The 20,262-nt window shown below is 70.7% G+C and carries 19 protein-coding genes; 13 read left to right on the forward strand and 6 right to left on the reverse strand.

Translation table 11 applies throughout. The annotated features are described in order from the left end of the window. Window positions 1–98: 98 nt before the first annotated feature. The 6 genes from ABZ876_RS14600 to ABZ876_RS14625 all read left to right on the forward strand — a co-directional run bounded on the left by ABZ876_RS14600 (window position 99) and on the right by ABZ876_RS14625 (window position 8,873). Window positions 99–2,984 (forward strand): bifunctional glycosyltransferase family 2 protein/CDP-glycerol:glycerophosphate glycerophosphotransferase, encoded by a 2,886-nt coding sequence (locus ABZ876_RS14600; RefSeq protein WP_361779563.1) that lies wholly within the window; start codon window positions 99–101, stop codon window positions 2,982–2,984. After that, entirely contained in the window at window positions 2,981–4,114 is a 1,134-nt protein-coding gene (locus ABZ876_RS14605; RefSeq protein ID WP_361779566.1) for a glycosyltransferase family 4 protein, read from the forward strand. Before ABZ876_RS14600 ends, ABZ876_RS14605 begins: the two co-directional genes overlap by 4 nt. 192 nt (window positions 4,115–4,306) lie before the next feature. Continuing rightward, complete coding sequence (locus tag ABZ876_RS14610) at window positions 4,307–5,623, forward strand: sugar ABC transporter substrate-binding protein (RefSeq protein ID WP_361779569.1); 1,317 nt, start codon at window positions 4,307–4,309, stop codon at window positions 5,621–5,623. A 14-nt stretch (window positions 5,624–5,637) separates the two neighbouring features. Continuing rightward, the gene (locus ABZ876_RS14615; RefSeq protein WP_361779571.1) at window positions 5,638–6,633 is read left to right on the forward strand and encodes a sugar ABC transporter permease; all 996 of its coding nucleotides are present in this window, start codon (window positions 5,638–5,640) and stop codon (window positions 6,631–6,633) included. Window positions 6,634–6,640: 7 nt separating this feature from the next. Then, on the forward strand, window positions 6,641–7,480 hold the full coding sequence (locus ABZ876_RS14620) for a carbohydrate ABC transporter permease (RefSeq protein WP_361779960.1): 840 nt from the start codon (window positions 6,641–6,643) through the stop codon (window positions 7,478–7,480). Window positions 7,481–7,508: 28 nt separating this feature from the next. After that, window positions 7,509–8,873 (forward strand): GH1 family beta-glucosidase, encoded by a 1,365-nt coding sequence (locus tag ABZ876_RS14625; protein ID WP_361779574.1) that lies wholly within the window; start codon window positions 7,509–7,511, stop codon window positions 8,871–8,873. A gap of 114 nt (window positions 8,874–8,987) precedes the next feature. Here the strand turns inward: ABZ876_RS14625 and ABZ876_RS14630 are convergent, their stop codons facing one another. Continuing rightward, entirely contained in the window at window positions 8,988–9,200 is a 213-nt protein-coding gene (locus tag ABZ876_RS14630; RefSeq protein WP_361779577.1) for a hypothetical protein, read from the reverse strand. A gap of 205 nt (window positions 9,201–9,405) precedes the next feature. Between ABZ876_RS14630 and ABZ876_RS14635 the strand changes: the two genes are divergently transcribed. From ABZ876_RS14635 to ABZ876_RS14650, 4 genes are all read left to right on the forward strand, one after another. Continuing rightward, the gene (locus ABZ876_RS14635) at window positions 9,406–10,083 is read left to right on the forward strand and encodes a response regulator transcription factor (RefSeq protein WP_361779580.1); all 678 of its coding nucleotides are present in this window, start codon (window positions 9,406–9,408) and stop codon (window positions 10,081–10,083) included. A gap of 4 nt (window positions 10,084–10,087) precedes the next feature. Next, a complete protein-coding gene (locus ABZ876_RS14640) occupies window positions 10,088–11,464 on the forward strand; it encodes an ATP-binding protein (RefSeq protein ID WP_361779583.1) in 1,377 nt (458 codons plus the stop codon). Between the two features lie 188 nt (window positions 11,465–11,652). Continuing rightward, on the forward strand, window positions 11,653–12,348 hold the full coding sequence (locus ABZ876_RS14645; protein ID WP_361779586.1) for a L,D-transpeptidase: 696 nt from the start codon (window positions 11,653–11,655) through the stop codon (window positions 12,346–12,348). Between the two features lie 74 nt (window positions 12,349–12,422). Then, window positions 12,423–12,611 (forward strand): hypothetical protein, encoded by a 189-nt coding sequence (locus ABZ876_RS14650; RefSeq protein ID WP_361779589.1) that lies wholly within the window; start codon window positions 12,423–12,425, stop codon window positions 12,609–12,611. A 24-nt stretch (window positions 12,612–12,635) separates the two neighbouring features. Here ABZ876_RS14650 and ABZ876_RS14655 read toward each other — a convergent pair whose 3' ends face one another. The 3 genes from ABZ876_RS14655 to ABZ876_RS14665 all read right to left on the reverse strand — a co-directional run bounded on the left by ABZ876_RS14655 (window position 12,636) and on the right by ABZ876_RS14665 (window position 16,192). After that, window positions 12,636–14,036, reverse strand: a complete 1,401-nt coding sequence (locus ABZ876_RS14655; RefSeq protein WP_361779591.1) for a S1 family peptidase — start codon at window positions 14,034–14,036, stop codon at window positions 12,636–12,638. 117 nt (window positions 14,037–14,153) lie between these two features. Continuing rightward, window positions 14,154–15,146, reverse strand: a complete 993-nt coding sequence (locus ABZ876_RS14660; protein ID WP_361779594.1) for a hypothetical protein — start codon at window positions 15,144–15,146, stop codon at window positions 14,154–14,156. An 89-nt stretch (window positions 15,147–15,235) separates the two neighbouring features. Beyond that, entirely contained in the window at window positions 15,236–16,192 is a 957-nt protein-coding gene (locus ABZ876_RS14665) for an XRE family transcriptional regulator (RefSeq protein WP_361779597.1), read from the reverse strand. Between the two features lie 249 nt (window positions 16,193–16,441). On the opposite strand from ABZ876_RS14665, the gene ABZ876_RS14670 reads away from it, so the two are divergent. Continuing rightward, entirely contained in the window at window positions 16,442–17,083 is a 642-nt protein-coding gene (locus ABZ876_RS14670) for an HAD family acid phosphatase (protein ID WP_361779599.1), read from the forward strand. 81 nt (window positions 17,084–17,164) lie between these two features. Further along, complete coding sequence (locus tag ABZ876_RS14675; protein WP_361779602.1) at window positions 17,165–17,578, forward strand: PPOX class F420-dependent oxidoreductase; 414 nt, start codon at window positions 17,165–17,167, stop codon at window positions 17,576–17,578. A 72-nt stretch (window positions 17,579–17,650) separates the two neighbouring features. Here the strand turns inward: ABZ876_RS14675 and ABZ876_RS14680 are convergent, their stop codons facing one another. Together ABZ876_RS14680 and ABZ876_RS14685 are read right to left on the reverse strand one after the other, a co-directional pair. Then, complete coding sequence (locus tag ABZ876_RS14680; RefSeq protein ID WP_361779962.1) at window positions 17,651–17,992, reverse strand: DUF4231 domain-containing protein; 342 nt, start codon at window positions 17,990–17,992, stop codon at window positions 17,651–17,653. 143 nt (window positions 17,993–18,135) lie between these two features. Further along, complete coding sequence (locus ABZ876_RS14685; RefSeq protein WP_361779605.1) at window positions 18,136–19,317, reverse strand: permease; 1,182 nt, start codon at window positions 19,315–19,317, stop codon at window positions 18,136–18,138. 205 nt (window positions 19,318–19,522) lie between these two features. Between ABZ876_RS14685 and ABZ876_RS14690 the strand changes: the two genes are divergently transcribed. Further along, the gene (locus tag ABZ876_RS14690; protein WP_361779608.1) at window positions 19,523–20,236 is read left to right on the forward strand and encodes a peptidoglycan-binding domain-containing protein; all 714 of its coding nucleotides are present in this window, start codon (window positions 19,523–19,525) and stop codon (window positions 20,234–20,236) included. The last annotated feature ends 26 nt before the right edge of the window (window positions 20,237–20,262 follow it).

The raw sequence follows: 20,262 nt of genomic DNA on the forward strand, positions 1-20,262 counted from the left end.
CCTGCCCGCGGGACGATACCGCGGGCGCCGCCGAGCCGCGGCGGTGACGGGTCGGCCGTCCGGAGAGCCGCAAGCCGAGACGAGAGGTGGCCGTGTCGATGGACAGACCCGAGCCGGGTGGGGCGGACCCGGACATCAGCGTCGTCGTCATCGTCTACAACGACGCCCCGCGCCTGACGACCGCCGTACGCTCCGTACTCGACCAGACGCTGCGCAATGTCGAGGTCGTCATCGCCGACGACTGCTCCACCGACAGGTCGTACGAGGTGGCGCGGTCACTGGCCGCCGCCCACCCCGGCCGGGTACGGGCACTGCGGCTGCCCGAGAACAGCGGCGGCTGCGGAGAGCCCCGCAACCAGGGCCTGGCCGCGGCCGGCGGACGCTATGTCATGTTCCTGGACAGCGACGACACTCTCGAGCCCAACGCCTGCCGCAACCTGCTGGAGGCGGCCGAGCGCACCGGCGCCGACCTGGTCTCGGGACGCTGCGTCCGGGTGTACACCGACAGCAGGCACGACAAGCGGGTGCCCTGGTACCCCTGGCTCTACCGGGCCACGCGCACCGTCGAGTCCATCGCCGAACTGCCCGACCTCTTCGTCTTCGACACCCTGTCGACCAACAAGTGCTACCGGCGCGACTTCCTCGTGGAGAACGGGCTCGCCTTTCCGCGTGGGATCCACTACGAGGACCTGCTGTTCTCGGCGCAGGCCTACCTCGCGGCCGGGCGGATCACCCTGATCCCCCACACGGTGTACCACTGGCACGTGGCACAGAAGTCCACGACCAAGTCGATCAGCAACCGGCGCCACGAGATCAACAACTTCACCGACCGGCTGGAGATCCACCGCCGTATCGACGCCGTGCTGAACCGGCTCGGCCTGGACGAGTTGAAACTGCACAAGGACATCAAGTTCCTCAAGCACGACCTCGTCCTCTACCTGCGCGAGCTGCCGTTCCTCGACGACACCTACCGGCACCGCTTCGCGGAGCTGGCCCGCGGCTACCTCCAGGACTTCCCACAGGCCGCGTACGCCCGGCTGGACCGGATGCAGGCCATCTGCGCCTATCTGCTGATGCGGGAGGACTGGGACAACCTGATGCCGGCCGTCGACACCCTGATCAACCACAACAAGATCTCCGCGCCGCTCGCCGCGCGCGACGGCCGTATCTACTGGTGCGACCGGTACTTCGACGACCCCGGGGCCCGCGAGGTCACGGACGTCACCGCTCTCGGCCACCACGGCCGGCCGCTGGAGACGATGTTCCTGCGCAATCTGCTGACCGGATACGCCGTACGCGGCGACCTGGTGCTCCTCGAGGGCGCGGTGGTCAACCCGCTGCACACCGTCCCCGCGGACGCCCGGCTCACCGCCGAACTGGAGTTCCGCGCCCGCCGCCGCAGCCTCCAGACTTTCCGCTTCCCGGTGCGGACGGTCCGGCACGAGGGAGACACCCTCATCTGGCAGGCGTCCGTCCCGCTGTCCGGCCGCTTCCGGCCGCTGGGCGTGGTCGACGAGGTGTGGGACGTCCGGCTGCATCTGAGGGCGGACGGCAGACGCACCACCAGCCGGATCACGGCCGGGAACGTCGACCTGGAGAGCGCCGCCGCCGTCCCCGTGCGCCCCCGGCTGAGCCGGCTCATGGCCGACCGCCTCGCACCAGAGGTCTCCGCCAAGGGGCACCTGGCCTTCCGCCTGGCCCAGCACGGCGCGGCGGCCCGGCGCGGCCGCGCCCTGGTGGACCGCCATCTGCACGGCTCCACCGCCAGGACCGTCAAGGGCGTCTACCGCACGCTCCGGGCCGTCAAGCGGGAGCTGGCCTCCGGGACGCGCAAGGTCCAGGGCTACCACCGCATGCTGCGACTGCTCCCGGTCCGCAAGGGGACCGTCGTCTTCGAGAGCCACCTCGGCAAGCAGTACAGCGACAGCCCGAGGGCTCTCTACGAGGAGCTGCGCCGCCGCCGGCTCCCCGTCACCGCCATCTGGTCCTACGCGGGGGAGCGCCCCGAAGGATTCCCGGAGGACGCCGAGCTCGTCCGCCGCTGGTCCTGGCGCTACCTCAGGGCGCTGGCCCAGGCCGAGTTCTGGATCGACAACCAGGGCTACCCACTCCGGCTCGCCAAACGCCCGGAGACCACCTACATCCAGACCTGGCACGGCTCGGCCCTGAAGAAGATGGGTTTCGACGAGCCCGGCTACCGGGTGATGTCCGAGCAGGAACAGCGCGCCTATCAGGAGGCGCTGGACCGCTTCGACCACTTCGTGGTCCGCAGTGAGCACGATGTGCGCACCCTCGCCCGGGCCTACCGCATCCCCGAGGCGAAGCTGCTGCGCACCGGCTATCCGCGCAACGACGCCCTGGTACGGGCGGCCCGCGACCCGCGGCTGCCCGCCCCCGCCGCGCGCCGGCTCGCCGAGCGCCTGGGCATCGGCCCGGACCGCCGCGTGGTGCTGTACGCGCCCACGTTCCGGGCAGGTCCCGGCGGCGTACGGAACTTCAGTCTCCCCTTCGACGTGGAGCGGTTCGCCGACCGCTACGGGGACCGGTACACGCTCCTGGTCCGTTCCCACTACCTGAACCGGGTCACCCTGCCCCCGTCGGTGGCGGGCCGTGTGATCGACGTGACGGGCGAGGCGGACATCACCCCGCTCCTGCTGCTCGCCGACGCCCTCGTCACCGACTACTCGTCCGTGATGTTCGACTATGCCCTGCTGGGCCGGCCCATCGTCTTCTACGTCCACGACTGGGAGGAGTACTCCCGGGACACACGCGGCACCTATGTCGACCTCCTCCAGGAGGCCCCGGGCCCGGTCGCCCGCACGGAGGACGAACTCCTCGCCGCGCTGTCCGACCTGCCGGCCGTGAGCGCCCAGTACGAGGCGCAGCTCAAGGAGTTCGTGGACAAGTACGGCGAGTACGACCGCGGGGACGCGGCGGCTCGCATCGTGGACCGTTTCTTCGGACCCACGGGAGAGGCCCGATGACGCAGCGTGAGATCCTCTTCGTCGCCAACGAGGTCAACGAGCTGGGCGGCGTGGGCCGCTGGCAGACCCACATGGCCCGGTTGTTCGCGGAGCGTGGCCACCGGGTCCGGATCATCGGGATCGCCCCGCCCGAGGCGCCGATGGACCTCGGCACGCATCCGCCGTTCGAGACGCTGACCCTGTACGACCGCCGACCGCAGGTCCGCCGGGAGCCGCGCCTTCCGCTCGGAGGTGCCGCCCCGGCCGCCCGACGCGGTGAAGCGGACAGACGGGCCGCCGCCCAACGCCTGTCGCGCGTGTTCCGAGCCGCACGGCCGGGAGCCGTGATCATCGTGACCCAGGTGTGGGCGATGGAGTGGGTGGCGCTCGCGGACACCGCGGGACATCCGGTCATCGGTATGAGCCACGAGTCCTTCCAGGCGTCCCGGCGCTCCTCGCGCTTCGAGCGCGTGCGCAGGTACTACAGGGACGTGGACCGGCTGCTGGTCCTCACCCAGGAGGACGCCGACCTCTGGGTGGGGGAGGGCCTCAACAACGTCGGCTTCCTGCCGAACCCGCTGCCGGTGATGCCGGCCGCCCCCTCGCCGCGCACCGAGAAGGCGGTGGCCTGCATCGGCCGGCTCAGCCATGAGAAGGGCGTCGACCTGCTGCTCGACGCATGGGCCGAGGCCGTGCCAAGGCAACCCGGCTGGATCCTGCGCATCTACGGTGCGGGCGACCAGGAGTCCGCGCTGCGGCGGCAGTGCGCGGAACTCGCGCTGGACGAATCGGTGGAGTGGGCGGGGCAGACCGACGACGTGACCGGGGCGCTCGCACGGTCGTCGGTGTTCGTCCAGTCCTCCCGGGGCGAGGGCTTCCCGCTGGCGCTCCTGGAGGCGATGGCCTGCGGCGTGCCGTGTGCCGCGTTCGACTGCTCCCCGGGGGTGCGCGAGATCATCCGGGACGGCGAGGACGGCCTGCTGGCCCGGCACGGCAACACCTCCGAACTCGCCCGTCACCTGGTGCGGCTGATGGCCGACGAGAATCTGCGCGACACGATAGGAGAGCGGGCACGGCGGAACGTGCGGCGCTTCGCCCCGGAGGTGGTCACCCGCCGCTGGGAGGAACTCTTCGACCTCCTGGAGCGCTGAGAGGCGGTGCCCCGGCGGGCGCCGGGGTGCGGGCCGTTGGGCGGGCCGTCGTCAAACCCCTTGACGCAACCCGCTCTTGAGGTTTAACTCACGTCCTAAATTAAGCCATGAGGATCTTCGGGAGCCGAACGCGGTTTCGCTGCCGGAGCCGTCCCGGGCGCTCTCCACTTCCTGAAAGGGGCATCAGGAACCATGCGCAGCATCCGAGCCGCGGCCATAGGCGCCGTCACCATGTCACTCGCCCTTGCCGCCTCGGCCTGCGGCGGCGGTTCGCAGACGGGCGCAGGGGCCGGCGACTCCCCGAAGACGCTCACGTACTGGGCTTCCAACCAGGGCGCCAGCATCGAGGTCGACAAGCAGGTCCTCCAGCCCGAACTCGACAAGTTCGGGAAGCAGACCGGTATCAAGGTGAAGCTGGAGGTCGTGCCCTGGTCGGACCTGCTGAACCGGATCCTCACCGCAACCACCTCCGGCCAGGGCCCCGACGTGCTGAACATCGGCAACACCTGGAGCGCCTCCCTTCAGGCCACCGGTGCTCTGCTGCCCTGGGACGCCAAGAACTTCGACAAGATCGGCGGCAAGGACCGGTTCGTCGACTCCGCGCTCGGCTCGACCGGTGTCCAGGGCAAGGACCCGGCCGCCGTGCCGCTCTACTCGATGGCCTACGCGCTCTACTACAACAAGAGCATCTTCGCCGACGCCGGTATCTCCCGGCCGCCCGCCACCTGGGACGAGCTGGTCGCCGACGGCAAGAAGATCCAGCAGAAGGGCAAGCAGGTCCTCGGCGCGGAGGGCTCCAACGTCTCGGAGAACATCCACCACGTCTTCGTCTTCGGCAAGCAGCACGGCGCCGACTTCTTCACCGCCGACGGCAAGCCCGACTTCACGAACGACGGTGTGGTCGCCGCGGTAAAGCAGTACGTCGACCTGATGGCCAAGGACAAGGCCATCCCGGCCGGCAACGCCGAGTACGCCCAGAACCAGTCCGTGAGCGACTTCGCCAAGGGCAAGACGGCGATGCTGCTGTGGCAGTCCGCGTCCGCCAACCTGAAGTCGCAGGGCATGAGCGAGGACCAGTACGGCATCGCGCCGGTGCCCGTGCAGTCCGGTACCCCCGGAGCCGGCACCCAGGTCGACTCCATGGTCGCCGGCATCAACCTGGCCGTCTTCAAGAACACCCACAACCTCGACGGCGCCACGAAGTTCGTGAAGTTCATGACCGGCGACGAGGAGCAGAAGATCCTCAACAAGGCGTACACCGTCATCCCGCCGGTCGGCTCCGCCCAGGCGGACCCCGCCTTCAACACCCCCGCGAACGCCGTTCTGAAGGGCACCCTCGCCAAGAGCGCCGCCGCGCTGCCGCAGGTCGCGGACGAGTCCCAGTTCGAGACCACGGTCGGCACGGCCGTGAAGGAGCTGTTCGCCGACGCCGCCGCGGGCCGCGCGGTCACCACCGAGTCGGTGAAGGCGAAGCTGCAGAAGGCCCAGCAGCAGATGCCGGCGAAGTGAGCACGGACACCGTCATGACGACCACTGTCACGGCGGCGGCCGACGGACGGGCCGTGCCCAGGAGCTCCCCCGGTGCGGCGCGCGGCCCGCGCCGCACCGGGCGGATCCGGCGCATCGCACTGCCGTATCTGCTGCTTCTGCCCGCCCTGCTTCTCGAACTCCTGGTCCATCTGGTGCCGATGGTGATCGGCATAGTGATGAGCTTCAAGGAGCTCACCCAGTTCTACATCCGCGACTGGGGCACCGCCCCCTGGTCCGGTCTCGGCAACTACCGCGTCTCCGTGGACTTCGACGCCCCCGTCGGCGACGCACTGCTCCACTCCTTCCTCGTCACCGTCGGCCTCACCCTGCTGTCGGTCGCGCTGTGCTGGCTCATCGGCACCGCCGCCGCCGTCTACATGCAGGACACCTTCCGCGGCCGGGGCCTGCTACGCGCGCTGTTCCTGGTGCCGTACGCGCTGCCCGTCTACGCGGCCGTCATCACCTGGGTGTTCATGTTCCAGCACGACGACGGCCTGGTGAACCACGTCCTGCACGACCAGCTGCACCTCACCGACGAGCCCTCTTTCTGGCTCATCGGTGACAACAGCTTCGTCGCCCTGCTCACCGTGTCGGTCTGGAAGGGCTGGCCGTTCGCCTTCCTCATCGTCATGGCCGGACTCCAGAACATCCCCCGCGAGCTGTACGAGGCGGCCGCGCTCGACGGCGCCGGCATGTGGCAGCGGATCCGCCGCATCACCCTGCCGTCGCTGCGGCCCGTCAACCAGGTGCTGATCCTGGTGCTGTTCCTGTGGACGTTCAACGACTTCAACACGCCGTACGTGCTCTTCGGCAAGGCGGCCCCGCAGGCCGCGGACCTCATCTCGGTCCACATCTACCAGGCGTCGTTCGTCACCTGGAACTTCGGCACCGGGTCTGCCATGTCCGTACTGCTGCTGCTCTTCCTGGTGGTCGTGACGGGCGCGTACCTCGCCGTCACCTCGCGTGGACGGAGGGCCGCCGATGCCTAGCTCCCCGATGGCCCCGCCGCGTTCCTTCCTGTGGTCCCGGCGCGTCTTCCTGACCCTGCTCACCGGCTTCGTACTCGTGCCGGTCTACGTCATGGTCTCCAGCTCCCTGAAGCCGCTCGCGGACGTCACGGGCAAGTTCCGCTGGCTGCCCAGCCAACTGACGATCCGCCCCTACATCGACATCTGGTCGACGGTCCCGCTCGCGCGGTACTTCGTGAACTCGCTCATCGTGGCGGGCGCGGCGACGGTCTGCTCGGTGCTCATCGCGATCTTCGCGGCCTACGCGGTGAGCCGCCACGACTTCCGCGGCAAGCGTGCGTTCACCGTCACCGTCCTGTCCACCCAGATGTTCCCCGGCATCCTCTTCCTGCTGCCGCTGTTCCTCCTCTACGTCAACATCGGCAACGCCACCGGCATCGCCCTGTTCGGGTCCCGCGGCGGGCTGATCCTGACCTATCTCACCTTCTCGCTGCCGTTCTCGATCTGGATGCTGATCGGGTACTTCGACTCGGTGCCGCGGGATCTGGACGAGGCGGCGCTGGTGGACGGCTGCGGACCGCTCGGTGCGCTGCTGAGGATCGTGGTGCCCGCGGCCGTGCCCGGCATCGTCGCGGTCGCCGTCTACGCCTTCATGACCGCGTGGGGCGAGGTGCTCTTCGCCTCCGTGATGACCAACGACACCACCCGCACCCTCGCCGTCGGGCTCCAGGGCTACTCCACGCTCAACGACGTGTACTGGAACCAGATCATGGCCGCCTCGCTGGTCGTCAGTGTTCCGGTGGTCGCGGGCTTCCTCCTGCTGCAGCGCTATCTCGTCACCGGGCTCACCGCCGGAGCCGTGAAGTGACCAACCCCCTATCCCTGAAAGGGCTTCCGTGTCCGAACGCATCGACCTCGCCGCGCTCCCGCACGACTTCCTGTGGGGTACGGCCACATCGGCGTACCAGATCGAGGGAGCCGTCGACGAGGACGGCCGCTCGCCGTCGATCTGGGACACCTTCTCGCACACCCCCGGAAAGATCGACAACGACGACCACGGCGATGTCGCCTGCGACCACTACCACCGCTGGCGCGAGGACATCGGGCTGATGAAGCAGCTGGGCACCAACGCCTATCGGCTGTCCATCGCCTGGCCCCGGGTGGTCCCCAGCGGCGACGGCCCGGTGAACCCCAAGGGCCTGGCGTTCTACGACGCGTTGGTCGACGGTCTGCTGGAGGCAGGCATCACCCCGTCGGTCACCCTCTACCACTGGGATCTGCCGCAGGTGCTCCAGGACCGGGGCGGCTGGCCTGAGCGGGACACGGCCGAGCACTTCGCCGCGTACGCGTGGGACGTCGCCGAACGCCTGGGTGACCGCGTCACCCACTGGGCCACCCTCAACGAGCCTTCGTGCTCGGCCTGGATCGGCCACCTCGAGGGGAAGATGGCGCCCGGAGCCACCGACCTGACCGCCGCCGTCCGCGCCTCCTACCACCTTCTGCTCGGTCATGGCCTTGCCACCCGGGCGATCCGCGCCGCGGCGCCGAACGCCAGGATCGGCATCGTCAACAACCTCTCCACCGTATTCGCCGCGACCGACCGTCCCGAGGACGTGGCGGCGGCCCGCCGCCACGACGGCCACGTCAACCGCTGGTGGCTGGACCCGGTCCACGGCCGGGGCTTCCCCGCCGACATGCGCGAGGCCTACGGCGTCGAACTCCCCGAGCAGCCCGGAGACATGAAGACGATCGCCGCGCCGCTGGACTGGCTCGGCCTTAACTACTACTTCCCGGCCACCGTCGCCGACGACCCGGCCGGCCCGGCCCCGCGCGCCCGTTCGGTACGGCGCCTGGGCGTCCCGCGCACCGGCATGGACTGGGAGATCGACCCGAGCGGCATCGAGACGCTGCTGCTGCGCCTCACCGACGACTACGGCGCTCGCCGGCTGTACGTCACCGAGAACGGCTCCGCCTTCCCCGACGTGGTGCGCCCCGACGGCACCGTCGACGACCTCGAGCGCCAGGAGTACCTGGTGCGGCACCTCGCCGCCTGCGCCTCGGCGGCGCGCAAGGGTGCCCCGGTCGCCGGCTACTTCGCCTGGTCGCTGCTCGACAACTTCGAGTGGGCCTACGGCTACGCCAAGCGCTTCGGCCTCGTCCACGTGGACTACCGCACCCAGGTCCGCACCGTCAAAGGCAGCGGACACCGGTACGCGGAGATCGTGCGTGCCCATCGGAGGCGGGCGCGCAGGGCCGCCTGAGCCACGTCTTCGGACCGGGGCCGGGCCGGCACGCAGAGCCGGCCCGGCCCCGGGGGCACGGACCGGCACCAGGCGGTCTGACCGGCCAGGTCACCACCCGTGGTGGCTACTTCACTACCCCTCGTAGTAGTCGCCCCAGTCGTCATCGTCGCCGCTGACGAGACCACTGTTGTAGGCGTAGTACATACCCCAGTCGTCGTCATCGTCGTGGACCCAGCCGCTCTGGTGGGTGGGGGTTTGGACGGAGGGGGGCGCCGCAGCGGGGCTGCTCGCCATCGCGACTCCGCTGCCCGCCACACCGGCCAGCAGCATCGTTCCGGCGACCATTGTGATCCTGCGTCGGACGATCGTCGTCGTCTTCTCCTTCGTCTGAGGGGCGCGGAGGCCCATTTCATCCCAACCGCCTCAGCCTGTGACGAGGCCGCTGAGAGGAGCTGAGAGAACGGCGGCCAAAAGGCGCCTCGCACCCGCACCGGGTCCGCTCGACGCGCAGGTACGGCGATGCCTTCGTAGGGTGGAGACGAGGTCGACGATGCGAGTACTGGTGATCGAGGACGAAAGAGGACTCGCCGAGGCGATTGCTCAGGGGCTCGCCGAGGAGGGCTTCGTCACCGATGCCTCGTACGACGGTGTGGACGGCCTGTGGCGGGCCGTGCACGAGCCGCACGACGCGATCGTCCTGGATCTCATGCTGCCCGGTCTTTCCGGGTACGAGGTTCTCAAGCGGCTGCGCGCGGCCCGAGTATGGGCGCCCGTGCTCGTCCTCACCGCGAAGGACGGCGAGTACGACGAGGCGGACGCCCTCGACCTCGGCGCGGACGACTACCTGAGCAAACCTTTCTCCTATGTGGTGCTGGTCGCCCATCTGCGGGCGCTGCTGCGTCGCGGTGCCCCCGCCCGGCCCGCGGTGCTCGCGGCCGGGGACCTCGCCCTGGACCCCGCACGGCGGCGCTGCCACCGCGCGGGCCGGGAGATCGCGCTGACGGCACGTGAGTTCACCCTGCTGGAATTCCTGCTCCGGCACCCCGACGAGGTGGTCAGCAAGACCGACATCCTCGACCACGTGTGGGAGGAGAACTTCGACGGTGACACCAACGTCGTCGAGGTCTACGTCGGCTATCTGCGCCGCAAGATCGACGCGCCGTTCGGCCGCCGGACGATCGAGACGGTCCGTGGAGCCGGGTACCGGCTCCACGGCACCGGGAGATGAGCCCGTGCGCGTCCCCGTCCCGGAGTGGTGGGCCCGCCGCTCGCTGCGTCTCAAGCTGACCGCCGCGGCGGCCCTGATGATCGCGGCCGCTCTCGTCGGCGCGGCGTCGCTGCTGGTCGTCTGGCTGCGCGCCAGCCTCATCAGCGGACTCGACCAGACCGCCATCCAGCAGGCCCAGGTCATCGCCGCGAACCAGGAGGACGGCGACCTGCCCCGCATCCTGCCGCTGTCCGGCGACGGCCACACCGCGGTCCAGGTCGTCGACGACGTGGGTGCGGTGCGGTCCAGCTCGGCGAATGTGGCGGACGACTCCCGGTTGTTCACCTTCGCCCCGGACACCTCCGCCACCCCGCACGTCCACACCGTGCACGACGTGCCCCTGGACGGCGCCGAAACCTGGCGTGCGGTGGCCATGCCCGCCCGGACCGACGGCGAGCCGCGGACCGTGTACGTCGCCGTCCCGACCGCCCCCGTGGACCGCAACCTGGCCGCGCTCACCGCGGGCCTGGCCATCGCCGTGCCGCCGGCCGTCGCCCTGCTCACCGGCGTCGTCTGGCTGCTGACCGGCCGGGCGCTGCGACCCGTCGACGCACTGCGTGGCCAGACCGCCGAGATCACCACCTTTGACCTCGGCCGCCGCCTGGACGTGCCGCCTGCCGAGGACGCCCTCGGCAGGCTGGCCCGCACCCTCAACGACCTGCTGGCCCGGCTCGACGTCGCCACCCGGCAGCAGCGGCAGTTCGTCGCGGACGCCGCGCACGAGCTGCGCAGCCCCCTGAGCAGCCTGCACACCCAGCTGGAAGTGGCGGTGCGGCACCCGGGCTCGGCGGGCTGGGACACCCGCGGCCCCGCCCTGATCGAGGAGAGCGAGAGGCTGTCCCGGCTCGTCGACGACCTGCTGCGGCTGGCCCGCCTCGATGCCCGGCCCCAGCTGCGCAAACGCCCTGTCGACCTGGACGAGATCGTCTTCCACGAGGTCTGCCACGCCCGGCTGCACACCCCCCTCCTCATCGACCGGCACGCCGTCGGTGCGGCCCGCGTGTACGGCGACGGGGACGCCCTCGCCCGCGTCGTGCGCAATCTCCTGGACAACTCCATCCGGTACGCCGTCGTCCGGATCGACGTCAGCCTGCGCGTCCGTGACGGCACCGCCTGCCTGGTCGTCGCGGACGATGGGCCGGGTATCCCGGCCGCCGACCGCCGCCGTGTCTTCGACCGCTTCACCCGCCTGGACGGGGCCCGCGCCCGGGACACCGGGGGAAGCGGCCTGGGCCTGGCGATCGTGCGCGACATCGTCGCCGCCCACCACGGCCGCGTCGACATCGAGGACAACGCCCCCGGGGCCCGCGTCGTGGTGCACGTGCCGGCCACCGACCTATGACCCGATCGACAGGCTCTCCACCGGTGCCGTCCCTCCAGCATGAAGGGCCGGAGTGCGGCAGCAACGGCATCGGGCCGACTGGGCAAGTTCACCGTTTCGTCACAGATTGGCCATCCCTACAACCGACACGACCGTGCGCCGGTCTAGTTGACAGAGGCCGTACGACACGCGAACAGGGGAGGCCGGTCATGAGGGAGATAGGCAGACGGGGAGCCGTGGCGCTGGGTATCACCGGGCTTGTGGCGCCTCTCACACTGGCGCTCGGCACCGCGCCCGCGCAGGCCGCGAGCTGTACCACACAGACGGGGCCGTACCAGAAGCAGGTCGAGAAGTTCCTCGGCCGGCCCGTCGACGGCAGGCAGTCGGGCGCCGACTGCAAGGCGACCCAGGCCTTCCAGAACAAGCACGGCATCACCCCCGCCATCGGCTACGCGGGCCCCGTCACATGGGGCGTGATGGACCTCATGAACAAGCAGAAGGCCGTCGGCAACAAGCCCAACAAGGACGGGAAGTGCCCCGTCAACAAGGGCCGCATCGCCTGCGTCAACCTCACGCTCCAGCTCAGCTGGATCCAGGACGGCGGCCGCCTCGTCTACGGCCCGGTTCCGGTCCGTACGGGCCGTGACGGTTACGAGACCCGCACCGGCCTGAAGAAGATCTACTGGCGTGACATCGACCACGTCTCGAGCGTCTACCACGTGCCCATGCCCTACAGCCAGTTCTTCGACGGCGGCCAGGCCTTCCACTCGGTGGGCCTGAGCATGTGGAACCCGCCGGGATCGCACGGTTGCGTCAACATGACCACGGTCAACGCCAAGAAGTACTGGTCGCTGCTGAGGACCGGCGACGACGTGTTCGTGTACGGCCGCAAGCCGGGCACCTGAGAAGTGAGCAGCTTCACGGTCCGGAATGCCCGAAGGCGCCGGATTACTCACGGCACCTTCACGTCCGGCCTCGTATGCTTCACGGCATGTCCACCACTCTCGAACCCTCAGCGGATCGCTCCGCCGACGAGGTCAACGAGGAGATCCGGGCGCTGTGGTTCCGGAGCGGCGGGACGCTGAGCCTGGAGCAACGGCGGGAGTACCAGCGGCTCGTCCTGGAATGGGCGGCGGCTTCCTCCGCGTCCTCCACGACGGCGGCGTGACCGCCCGGCGGGCCCCCGGCGCCGTCAGCCCCAGGTTCCGGAGTAGGCCCGGCGATAGGCGTTGCGCTCCTGTTCCGTGCGGATGTAGCGCGTGGCCACCAGGGCCACCAGGCTGCCCGCGATGACCAGCAGGCCGGGCCCGATGTTCCGCGGGTCCGTCAGCCGGGAGAGGAAGCCGTCGGCGGCGTCCGCTCCTCCCATCTGCTGGACCGCGCCGGGTGCCGCGGACCCCGGCGCCGCCGACCCGGGCGCGATCGCCGCACCCGGGGAGGCCGAGGCGGACGGGGCGGCGGAGGTGCCCGAGGTGGCACCGGCCGCCCCCGCCGACTGCCCGGTCAGCTGGACCCCGAGCGTGGCCATCGCCTTCGTCAGCGGCTGAAAGAACGTCGTACCGCCCGACCGGCAGTCCCCGCTGCCTCCCGACGTCACCCCGAGCGCGATGCCCTCGGAGAACAACGGGCCGCCGCTGTCACCCGGTTCCGCGCAGACCGTGGTCTGGATGAGGCCGGTGACCGTGCCCTCCGGGTAGTTCACCGTCGCGCCCAGCGCGGTGACCTCGCCGTCGTGCAGCCCGCTCGTGCTTCCGCTGCGGAAGACCTTCTCGCCGACGACCGGATCCCCGGCCGCCGTGATGCGCACCCCGCGCCCGCCGCCGATCGCCACGACGTTGTCGCCGGGGGTCTGCTGGCCGTTCTCGTACCGGATGAGCGAGAAGTCGCCGTTTCCGGGGAACTCCGACGTCACCGTCCGGCCCAGCTGTGTCCGGCCCGTGTTGTCCGAGAACCAGAGCGTGCCGCCCGGCCCGCAGTGACCGGCGGTGAGGATGAACTCGCTCTGCCCGTTCGTCACGTTGTAGCCCGCCGAACAGCGGCCACCGGTCGAGAAGACGGGCTGGGCGCCGTTCACCCGGGTGGTGAACTTCCCCTGGGTGCGCTCCATCCGCACGAAGTCGCCGATGCCGGCGGCGAGTTTCGTCATCCGCGACCAGTCGGACGCGGAGACGGTGCTGTCCGCCTGCACCACCACCTCGTTGGTGCGGTAGTCCACGATCCATGCGGTGCCGGTCACCTTCGGGGCGGAACGCAGGCTGCGCGTGGCCGACTTGAGCTGGTCCATGCTGTGACGCACCATCTTGGGCCGTGCCCCGGCCGCCTTCACCTCGGCGGCCGCGGCACTGTCGGTCACGGCGACGACGGATGTGCCGTCGTCGGCGACCCAGCTGCCGGCCGTGCGCCCGGTGCCGAGCCGTGACACGAGAGCGGGACCCGTCGGGGAGGCGGTCCGCATGGTCGTTCCGTCGGGGGCCTGGGCGCCGGACGGTTCGCTCGCCAGGGCCTGGGTGACCATCAGGCCTCCCAGGAGCACCCCGCCGAGGGCCGCTGCGCGCGCCCCACGCCGGACGATCCGTCGTCGTGCATGCCTCATCCCTGGCTCCGAACCCCGAACGGCACGGCGTCACCACCGCCGGGCACTCCGGTCGGCGAGCACCCTCATCTCCATACGTGCGCCCGCCCCGCCGTGTTCACCGACGGAAGCCGGTGATCACGCCCTTGGTACGGTCGAGGGCCTTCGCAGCAGCACGCCACTGCGTTCGTCGCCCCACAGGGAGTCCCCGCCCACATAGGGTCGCAGCAGCCCCGTGAGCACCGGGTCGCCCCGTCCGTTCAGCTCGTCCGAGGCGATCTTCCGTGCGATCCCGGCGAGGAAGTCGGCGAGCTGCACGCGCGCGTCGCGCCGCGAGTCGACCAGCCGGAACCCGACGATCCTGGTCGTCTCCGTGAGCCAGGCGACGCGCGGGGCGGTGAGCACGTTCTGCTCGTCGTGCACGAGCGAGACGAGGTGCCCGCCGCCGCCCCAGTACGCCGCGGTCCGCACGATCGCCGGTACCAGGGGGTTGAGTACGGGCACGACCGCGGGGCTCCGGGCGATCCTGGCCCGGTGGGCCAGCGCCCGCTCACGGGAGCGTCCCAGCAGCGCCAGGAGCTCGCCCACGTTGTCGTGGGGGAGCGCCCGGCGCATCGCGTCGACCGTGCGGAAGAACGCCTCGACGGGCGCGTCGGGCTGCCCGTTGCTCCTCACGCGCACCAGGTCGTTGGACGCACCCAGGAAGCGCCGCCACTGTTCCTCACCGAACCGGTCACCACCGGCGCGGAAGAGGGGGAGCGCGGGCGCCGGGTCGCCGAGCAGGAGGTCCACCACCCGTTCCACGACGAAGAACGACTTCTCCACGAGCAGCACATGGGCGTGCCCGTACAGCGGCCCGGAGGTGCCGAGCAGCCACTCGAGCACCGACCGGTGCTTCTCCCGGAGCAGATGGGTCGCCTTGTACTCCTCCGCGGGGGAACGGATCCGGTCGCGGATCTCCTGGACGTGACCGGCTGCCGCGGCAAGGGGCAGATGCACGCTGGCGTGCGCGAAGACATCGGTGTTGCCGCTCGTGAGGTTCTCGCCGTCCGAGCCGGACTCGTCGCAGGCCACTTCCCGCAGCGCCCCGGCCGCCTCGGTACGGACACCACTGCCACGATCCCGGGTCACTGTCTCGCCCCCTGCCTCGTACCGCCAGGAGGATCATCCCGCACACGGGGCCCGGCCAACCGCTTCCGCTTGTGGGCAGGCCGGGACTATCAGTCCGTCCGGACGACAAACCGCTGGTCGCTCCCGCCGGTGCACGGTTCCTCGGCCGCCTCGGCGCCCTCGGTCGTGTCGTCGTCGACGATGCCGACGCAGCGGCCGCCGGGGGTCACGCGAAGCCGGTAGCCCGCACTGCCGTCCGCGGCGGCCGGCTCGAGACGGAACAGGGTTGCCCGGGCGCAGTCGTCGCGGGGCTCGAGCATGCCCTTCACCGGTCCCGCGCTCATCACCGTCAGACATCCCCTGCCCTCCTGGGGGTGATGCCACTGGATGCGATACAGGCCCCCTCCGACCGGTTCCAGATAGGTGCGCGGCACCGTGGCCCGGGCGCACGGGAGTTGCACGGCGACGGCGTTGGGGTAGGCGCCGCCGCGGTCACGACCGTCGGTCAGACAGAGCGCGGGCGTTCGGGCGGGCCGGATGGTGACCCAGCCGTCCGTCACCGGCCGGGAGGCGGTCGCCGAAGCAGCCGGTGCGCCGGAATCGTCGGAGCCGCCAGGGAACAGCCCCCAGGCCGCGAGCGCGAGCGGCGGGACCACGAGCAGGGCCGCGAGCCCCTTCCCGCGGCGCCCGGTCCGGTGCGGACGCGGGGTCGTGGATCCCTCCGCTCGCGGTGGAGCCGGCGCCGTCGCGGACCCCGGGCGCGGATCCGGCACGGGCACGACGGCGACGCCCGCAGCGATACGGTCCCTCGCGTCCAGCCAGGCGTCGACGCGCTCCCCGTCCCCGCACGCCCGGACGAATGCGGCCAGCAGGTCGGGTCGCGGCAGGCTCGTCCGTCGCAGGATGCCGGCCAACGTGCTGCGCGCCAGCATCTCGCCGTTGCGGGCCGCCCGTTCCTCCAGTTCGCGATACGTGAGCCCTGAACGCTCCTTGAGCCGCTGCAACGACTCCACGAAGCCGGCGGCGTCTTGGGCCTCGTACGGCGACACATCCCCCACGTCCCCCATGAACGTCATGGTGGGGCGGCTGCGGCGTACCACGCAACGGAGCGATTGCGCCATGCCGCCCGGCGCCGTACGAGAGCCGGACGTGATCGTTCCTCTTTGCCAGATGGGGCTACTCGCGAGTAACTGTATACCGGCAGGTAACTTTTCGGCCGCCTCTCGTCCATGCTTGGACGTGAGCATGTCCAATGCGGCGACGGTCGAGGCACACCGTCGCCGCACCGATGTGAGTGGACAAGGGAAGGGACGGGCATGACAAGACGGGGTGTGGGGCGCCGGATCGGCGCGGTCTCGGCGGTCGTGGCGCTGGGCATCGGAGGCACGCTCACCGCAGCGCAGACCGCGGCCGCGGCTCCGGCCGAGACCACCGCGAGCGTGGCCGCCGCACAGGCTTCGGGCGTCGACTACGCCACCTGGCAGGCGGATGTGAAGGCGGTCATCGACCAGGCGCTGCCCTACGTCGCACAGCGCACCGCGAACACGGCCGGGCAGAAGCTCGCGATCGTCTTCGACATCGACAACACCACGCTGGAGACCGACTTCCACCACTGGTACGAGCTGCCCACCCCGGCGGTCCAGCCCTCGCTCCAGCTGGCGAAGTACGCGAAGTCCCGTGGGGTGTGCGTCTTCTTCGTCACCGCGCGCCCCGGCATCATCCAGGCCGAGAGCAAGTGGAACCTCAAGACCGTGGGATACCCGGTCGACGGTCTGTACGTGCGGGATCTTCCGGACCTCTTCGACGAGGTCAGCGCCTACAAGACGGGCAAGCGCGCGGCGATCGAGGCCCAGGGCTACACGATCATCGCGAACGTCGGCAACAACACCTCCGACCTGGTCGGCGGCCACGCCGAGCGCACCTTCAAGCTGCCCGACTACAACGGCCAGTTGTCCTGACGCTCGCCCCCGCACACCCGGGCGCCGGTACGGGCGTACGTCCGTACCGGCGCCCGGTGCGTCCATGCCTAGACTGCGCCCATGGACGCGATCTCACTGGACCGGCTCGGCGCGGGTAAGTACCTGTTGGTCACCAGCTACCGCAAGAACGGCACCGCCGTCGCCACTCCGGTGTGGGTGGTGCCGGACGGCGACGGCCTCGGCGTCTGGACGGCCGCGGACTCCTGGAAGGTGAGGCGGATCCGGGCCCGCTCCGACGTCCTGGTCGGCCCCTGCGATCTGCGCGGCAACCCGACCGGCGACCAGGTCCCCGCCACCGCCGAGATCTGCGACCGGGACACCACCGCCCGCTACCGGCGGCTCATCGCCCGCAAGTACGGCATCCTGGGCCGCCTCACCCTCCTCGGCAGCCGGCTGCGCCGCGGCGAGGAGGGGACGGTCGGCATCCGGATGACGCCGCCGTCCGGCGTCAGTGAGGGCTCAGGCCGGGAGTGACCGGCGCCGTCTTGTCGCCGGTCGCGGTCACGTCGGTGAGCTCGAGACCGTACTGCGTGGGACGACGGCTCGTCAGCCCTCCGCTCCCGTCACGGGTGCCGGGCGCTGGTGCTGTGCCCCCGACCACTCGCGGAGTTCGTTCGCGCCGACCTCCTGGATCGCCGCGTGCAGTGCCGACCGGGCGGCGGTGTCGCGTTCGGACGGCGGCAGCAGCAGATAGCGGTCGACGGACCGGCGCAGGCTCTCCCGCGACTGGGACGCGAGCACCCAGCGCGGGGCGGGGTTGAACAACTGGCGCACCCCGGTGAAGAAGACGGCGCTGCCCGCGATCAGCGCGGTCAGCCAGGCCGGCGTGTGCAGTCCCGCTGCCGCGACCGTGGAGGACGTGGCGACCAGGGCGCCGATCTCCGTGATGCAGTGCTCCCGCCTGGCCCGGTCCCGCTGCCGCCCTTAGAACACCAAGTCCTTCTGTGCCGGGGCCAGAACGGGATCCGCCTGCGAGGTCCCGTCCTCTTCGGTGGACGCCTGTCGTCCCATCGCCCCATCACCCTCCCTGTTCAATGGTGGCCTTCCTGCGCCCCGGCGTGCTCGGTATGCCCGTCGTGGTGGGGCGCGCCGCCCATCATGCGCAGCATCGCGAGGCCGCCGGTGCGCAGAAAGCGTACGAGCAGTGCGGCGGTCAGCAGCAGGAACGCGATGTTGAGCCAGGTGGTGTAGTTCCAGGTGACGCCCTCCTCGGGGATCCTGGCGCCCGACTGGTCGGGAACCAGTCCGAGCCCGCCGAAGACGAACTCCACCACGTACCCGGCGACCACCATCGCCCCGTAGAAGGTGGCGAGAAGGAACGCGGCCATGCGTGCCCCGTAGTACTTCCGGTAGATGTTCAGGATGGGCAGGATCAGCAGGTCCGCGTAGATGAAGGCGATCACTCCGCCGAAGCTGATGCCGCCCTTCCACAGCACCACCGCGAGCGGCACGTTGCCGATCGAGCACACGAAGCTCGCGATCGCCACGAGGGGCCCGACGAGCGGTCCGATCAGCGTGGCCGTGAGCGGATGGTCCGTCAGGAAGAACGACCGCCAGAAGTCTTCCGGCACCCAGGCGGCGATCGCGCCCGCGATCAGCAGACCGACCACCAGGTCCCGCAGGATCGCGGCCCACTCCATCACGAAGATGTGCGACACGGAGGTGAAGCCCTCGCGGGAGAGCAGCCGGCGCAGAAAACCGCCCTCGCCGCCCACCGACATGTCCATCGCCGCATGCCCTTCCATCGACCCCGCCAGACCCCGCTCGGCCTGCTCACGGGCCCGGCGCAACAGCCGGTCGCGCAGCAGGATACGGAAGAGCACCGCGAGGACGACGATCATCACCGGTCCGCCGACGAACTCCGCGACCGTGAACTGCCAGCCCATCAACAGAGCCAGGACGACACCCAGTTCGACCACCAGATTGGTGGAGGCGATCTCGAAGACCATCGCCGCCGTGAAGTCGGCGCCCTTGCGAAACAGGGACCGCGCCAGGGCGACCGCCGCGTACGAGCACGAGGACGAGGCCGCGCCCAGCCCCGCGGCGAGGGTGAGCGTACGGGGCCGGTCGTCACCCAGCAGCCGTACGACCGTCGAACGGCGCACCACCGCCTGCACCACCGCGGACAGAGTGAAGCCGAGGATCAGTGCCCAGGTGATCTCCCAGGTCATCGACCCGGTGATGGACAGCGCGTGTCGGATCGCATCCCACATGTGGCGCCCTCTCGCCGGAGGTGACGGAATGCGGGAACTATACCCCTGGGGGGTATGGCGGGCGAGAGGGCGCGCCCGCCACCGGGCGGGGTTCCGGGTCGTGTCCGGCGCTCGGGAATGTGGTGTAACGGTGAACCGGTCCGCATGCCTCCACGTATCTCTCACCGGGGATGGGCCAACGCCGCGGTGACGGAAGGAGAGCAGTGTGTCGACACCGCCCGAGCAGGTCCAGCCGGTGTGGCGCCCGGTGCCGGAACCCACGTATGTGACGCGCCGCCGCCGCACCGAGGCGCTGGCCGAACTCGTCAGACAGCTCCGCGACGAGGACGCCCGCCCAGCGGAGCCCGCCTACGAGCCCATCGTCGTCCATGTGGAGCCGACGCCCGCCGAGGACGCCACGGAGGAACTGCCCCCGGTGCCGACCGCCCCCGGCCGGCCTCCCCGCGCAACCCGGGACCGTCGCGAACGGCCCGTCGACGACGGACTCACCCTGCGCCGTGCGGCCCTCACGGTCGGGGTGACCGCGGCCGCCCTCATCGGCTTCGGCGCCGCGCTCCTCCTGCCCGGGCCGGGAGACGACAGCGCCCCGGGAGGTCCGGCCGCCCCGCAGGCCCGGCCGCCCGCCACCGACACTCACACAACCCCGGCCGCCAGTGCCCCCGCCCAGCAGCAGAACACCGACCCCGACGGTCCCGGAACCCTGCGCGAGGGCGACCACGGGCCCGAGGTGACCCAGTTGCAGGAACGCCTGCTGCGCGTCCCCGACGTCTACAGGAACGGAACCACCGACGGCCGTTACGACGCCACGCTCGCCGCGGCGGTCGCCCGCTTCCAGCTCTGGTACGGCATCAGCGGCGACGAGACGGGCGTCTACGGCAACGACACCCGCCGCAGCCTCGAGTCCCGCACCACGCTCTAGCGGGTGCGGCGGCGGGCACGGGCAGG

The sequence above is a fragment of the Streptomyces sp. NPDC046931 genome, from assembly GCF_040644655.1.
Lineage (GTDB): Bacteria > Actinomycetota > Actinomycetes > Streptomycetales > Streptomycetaceae > Streptomyces.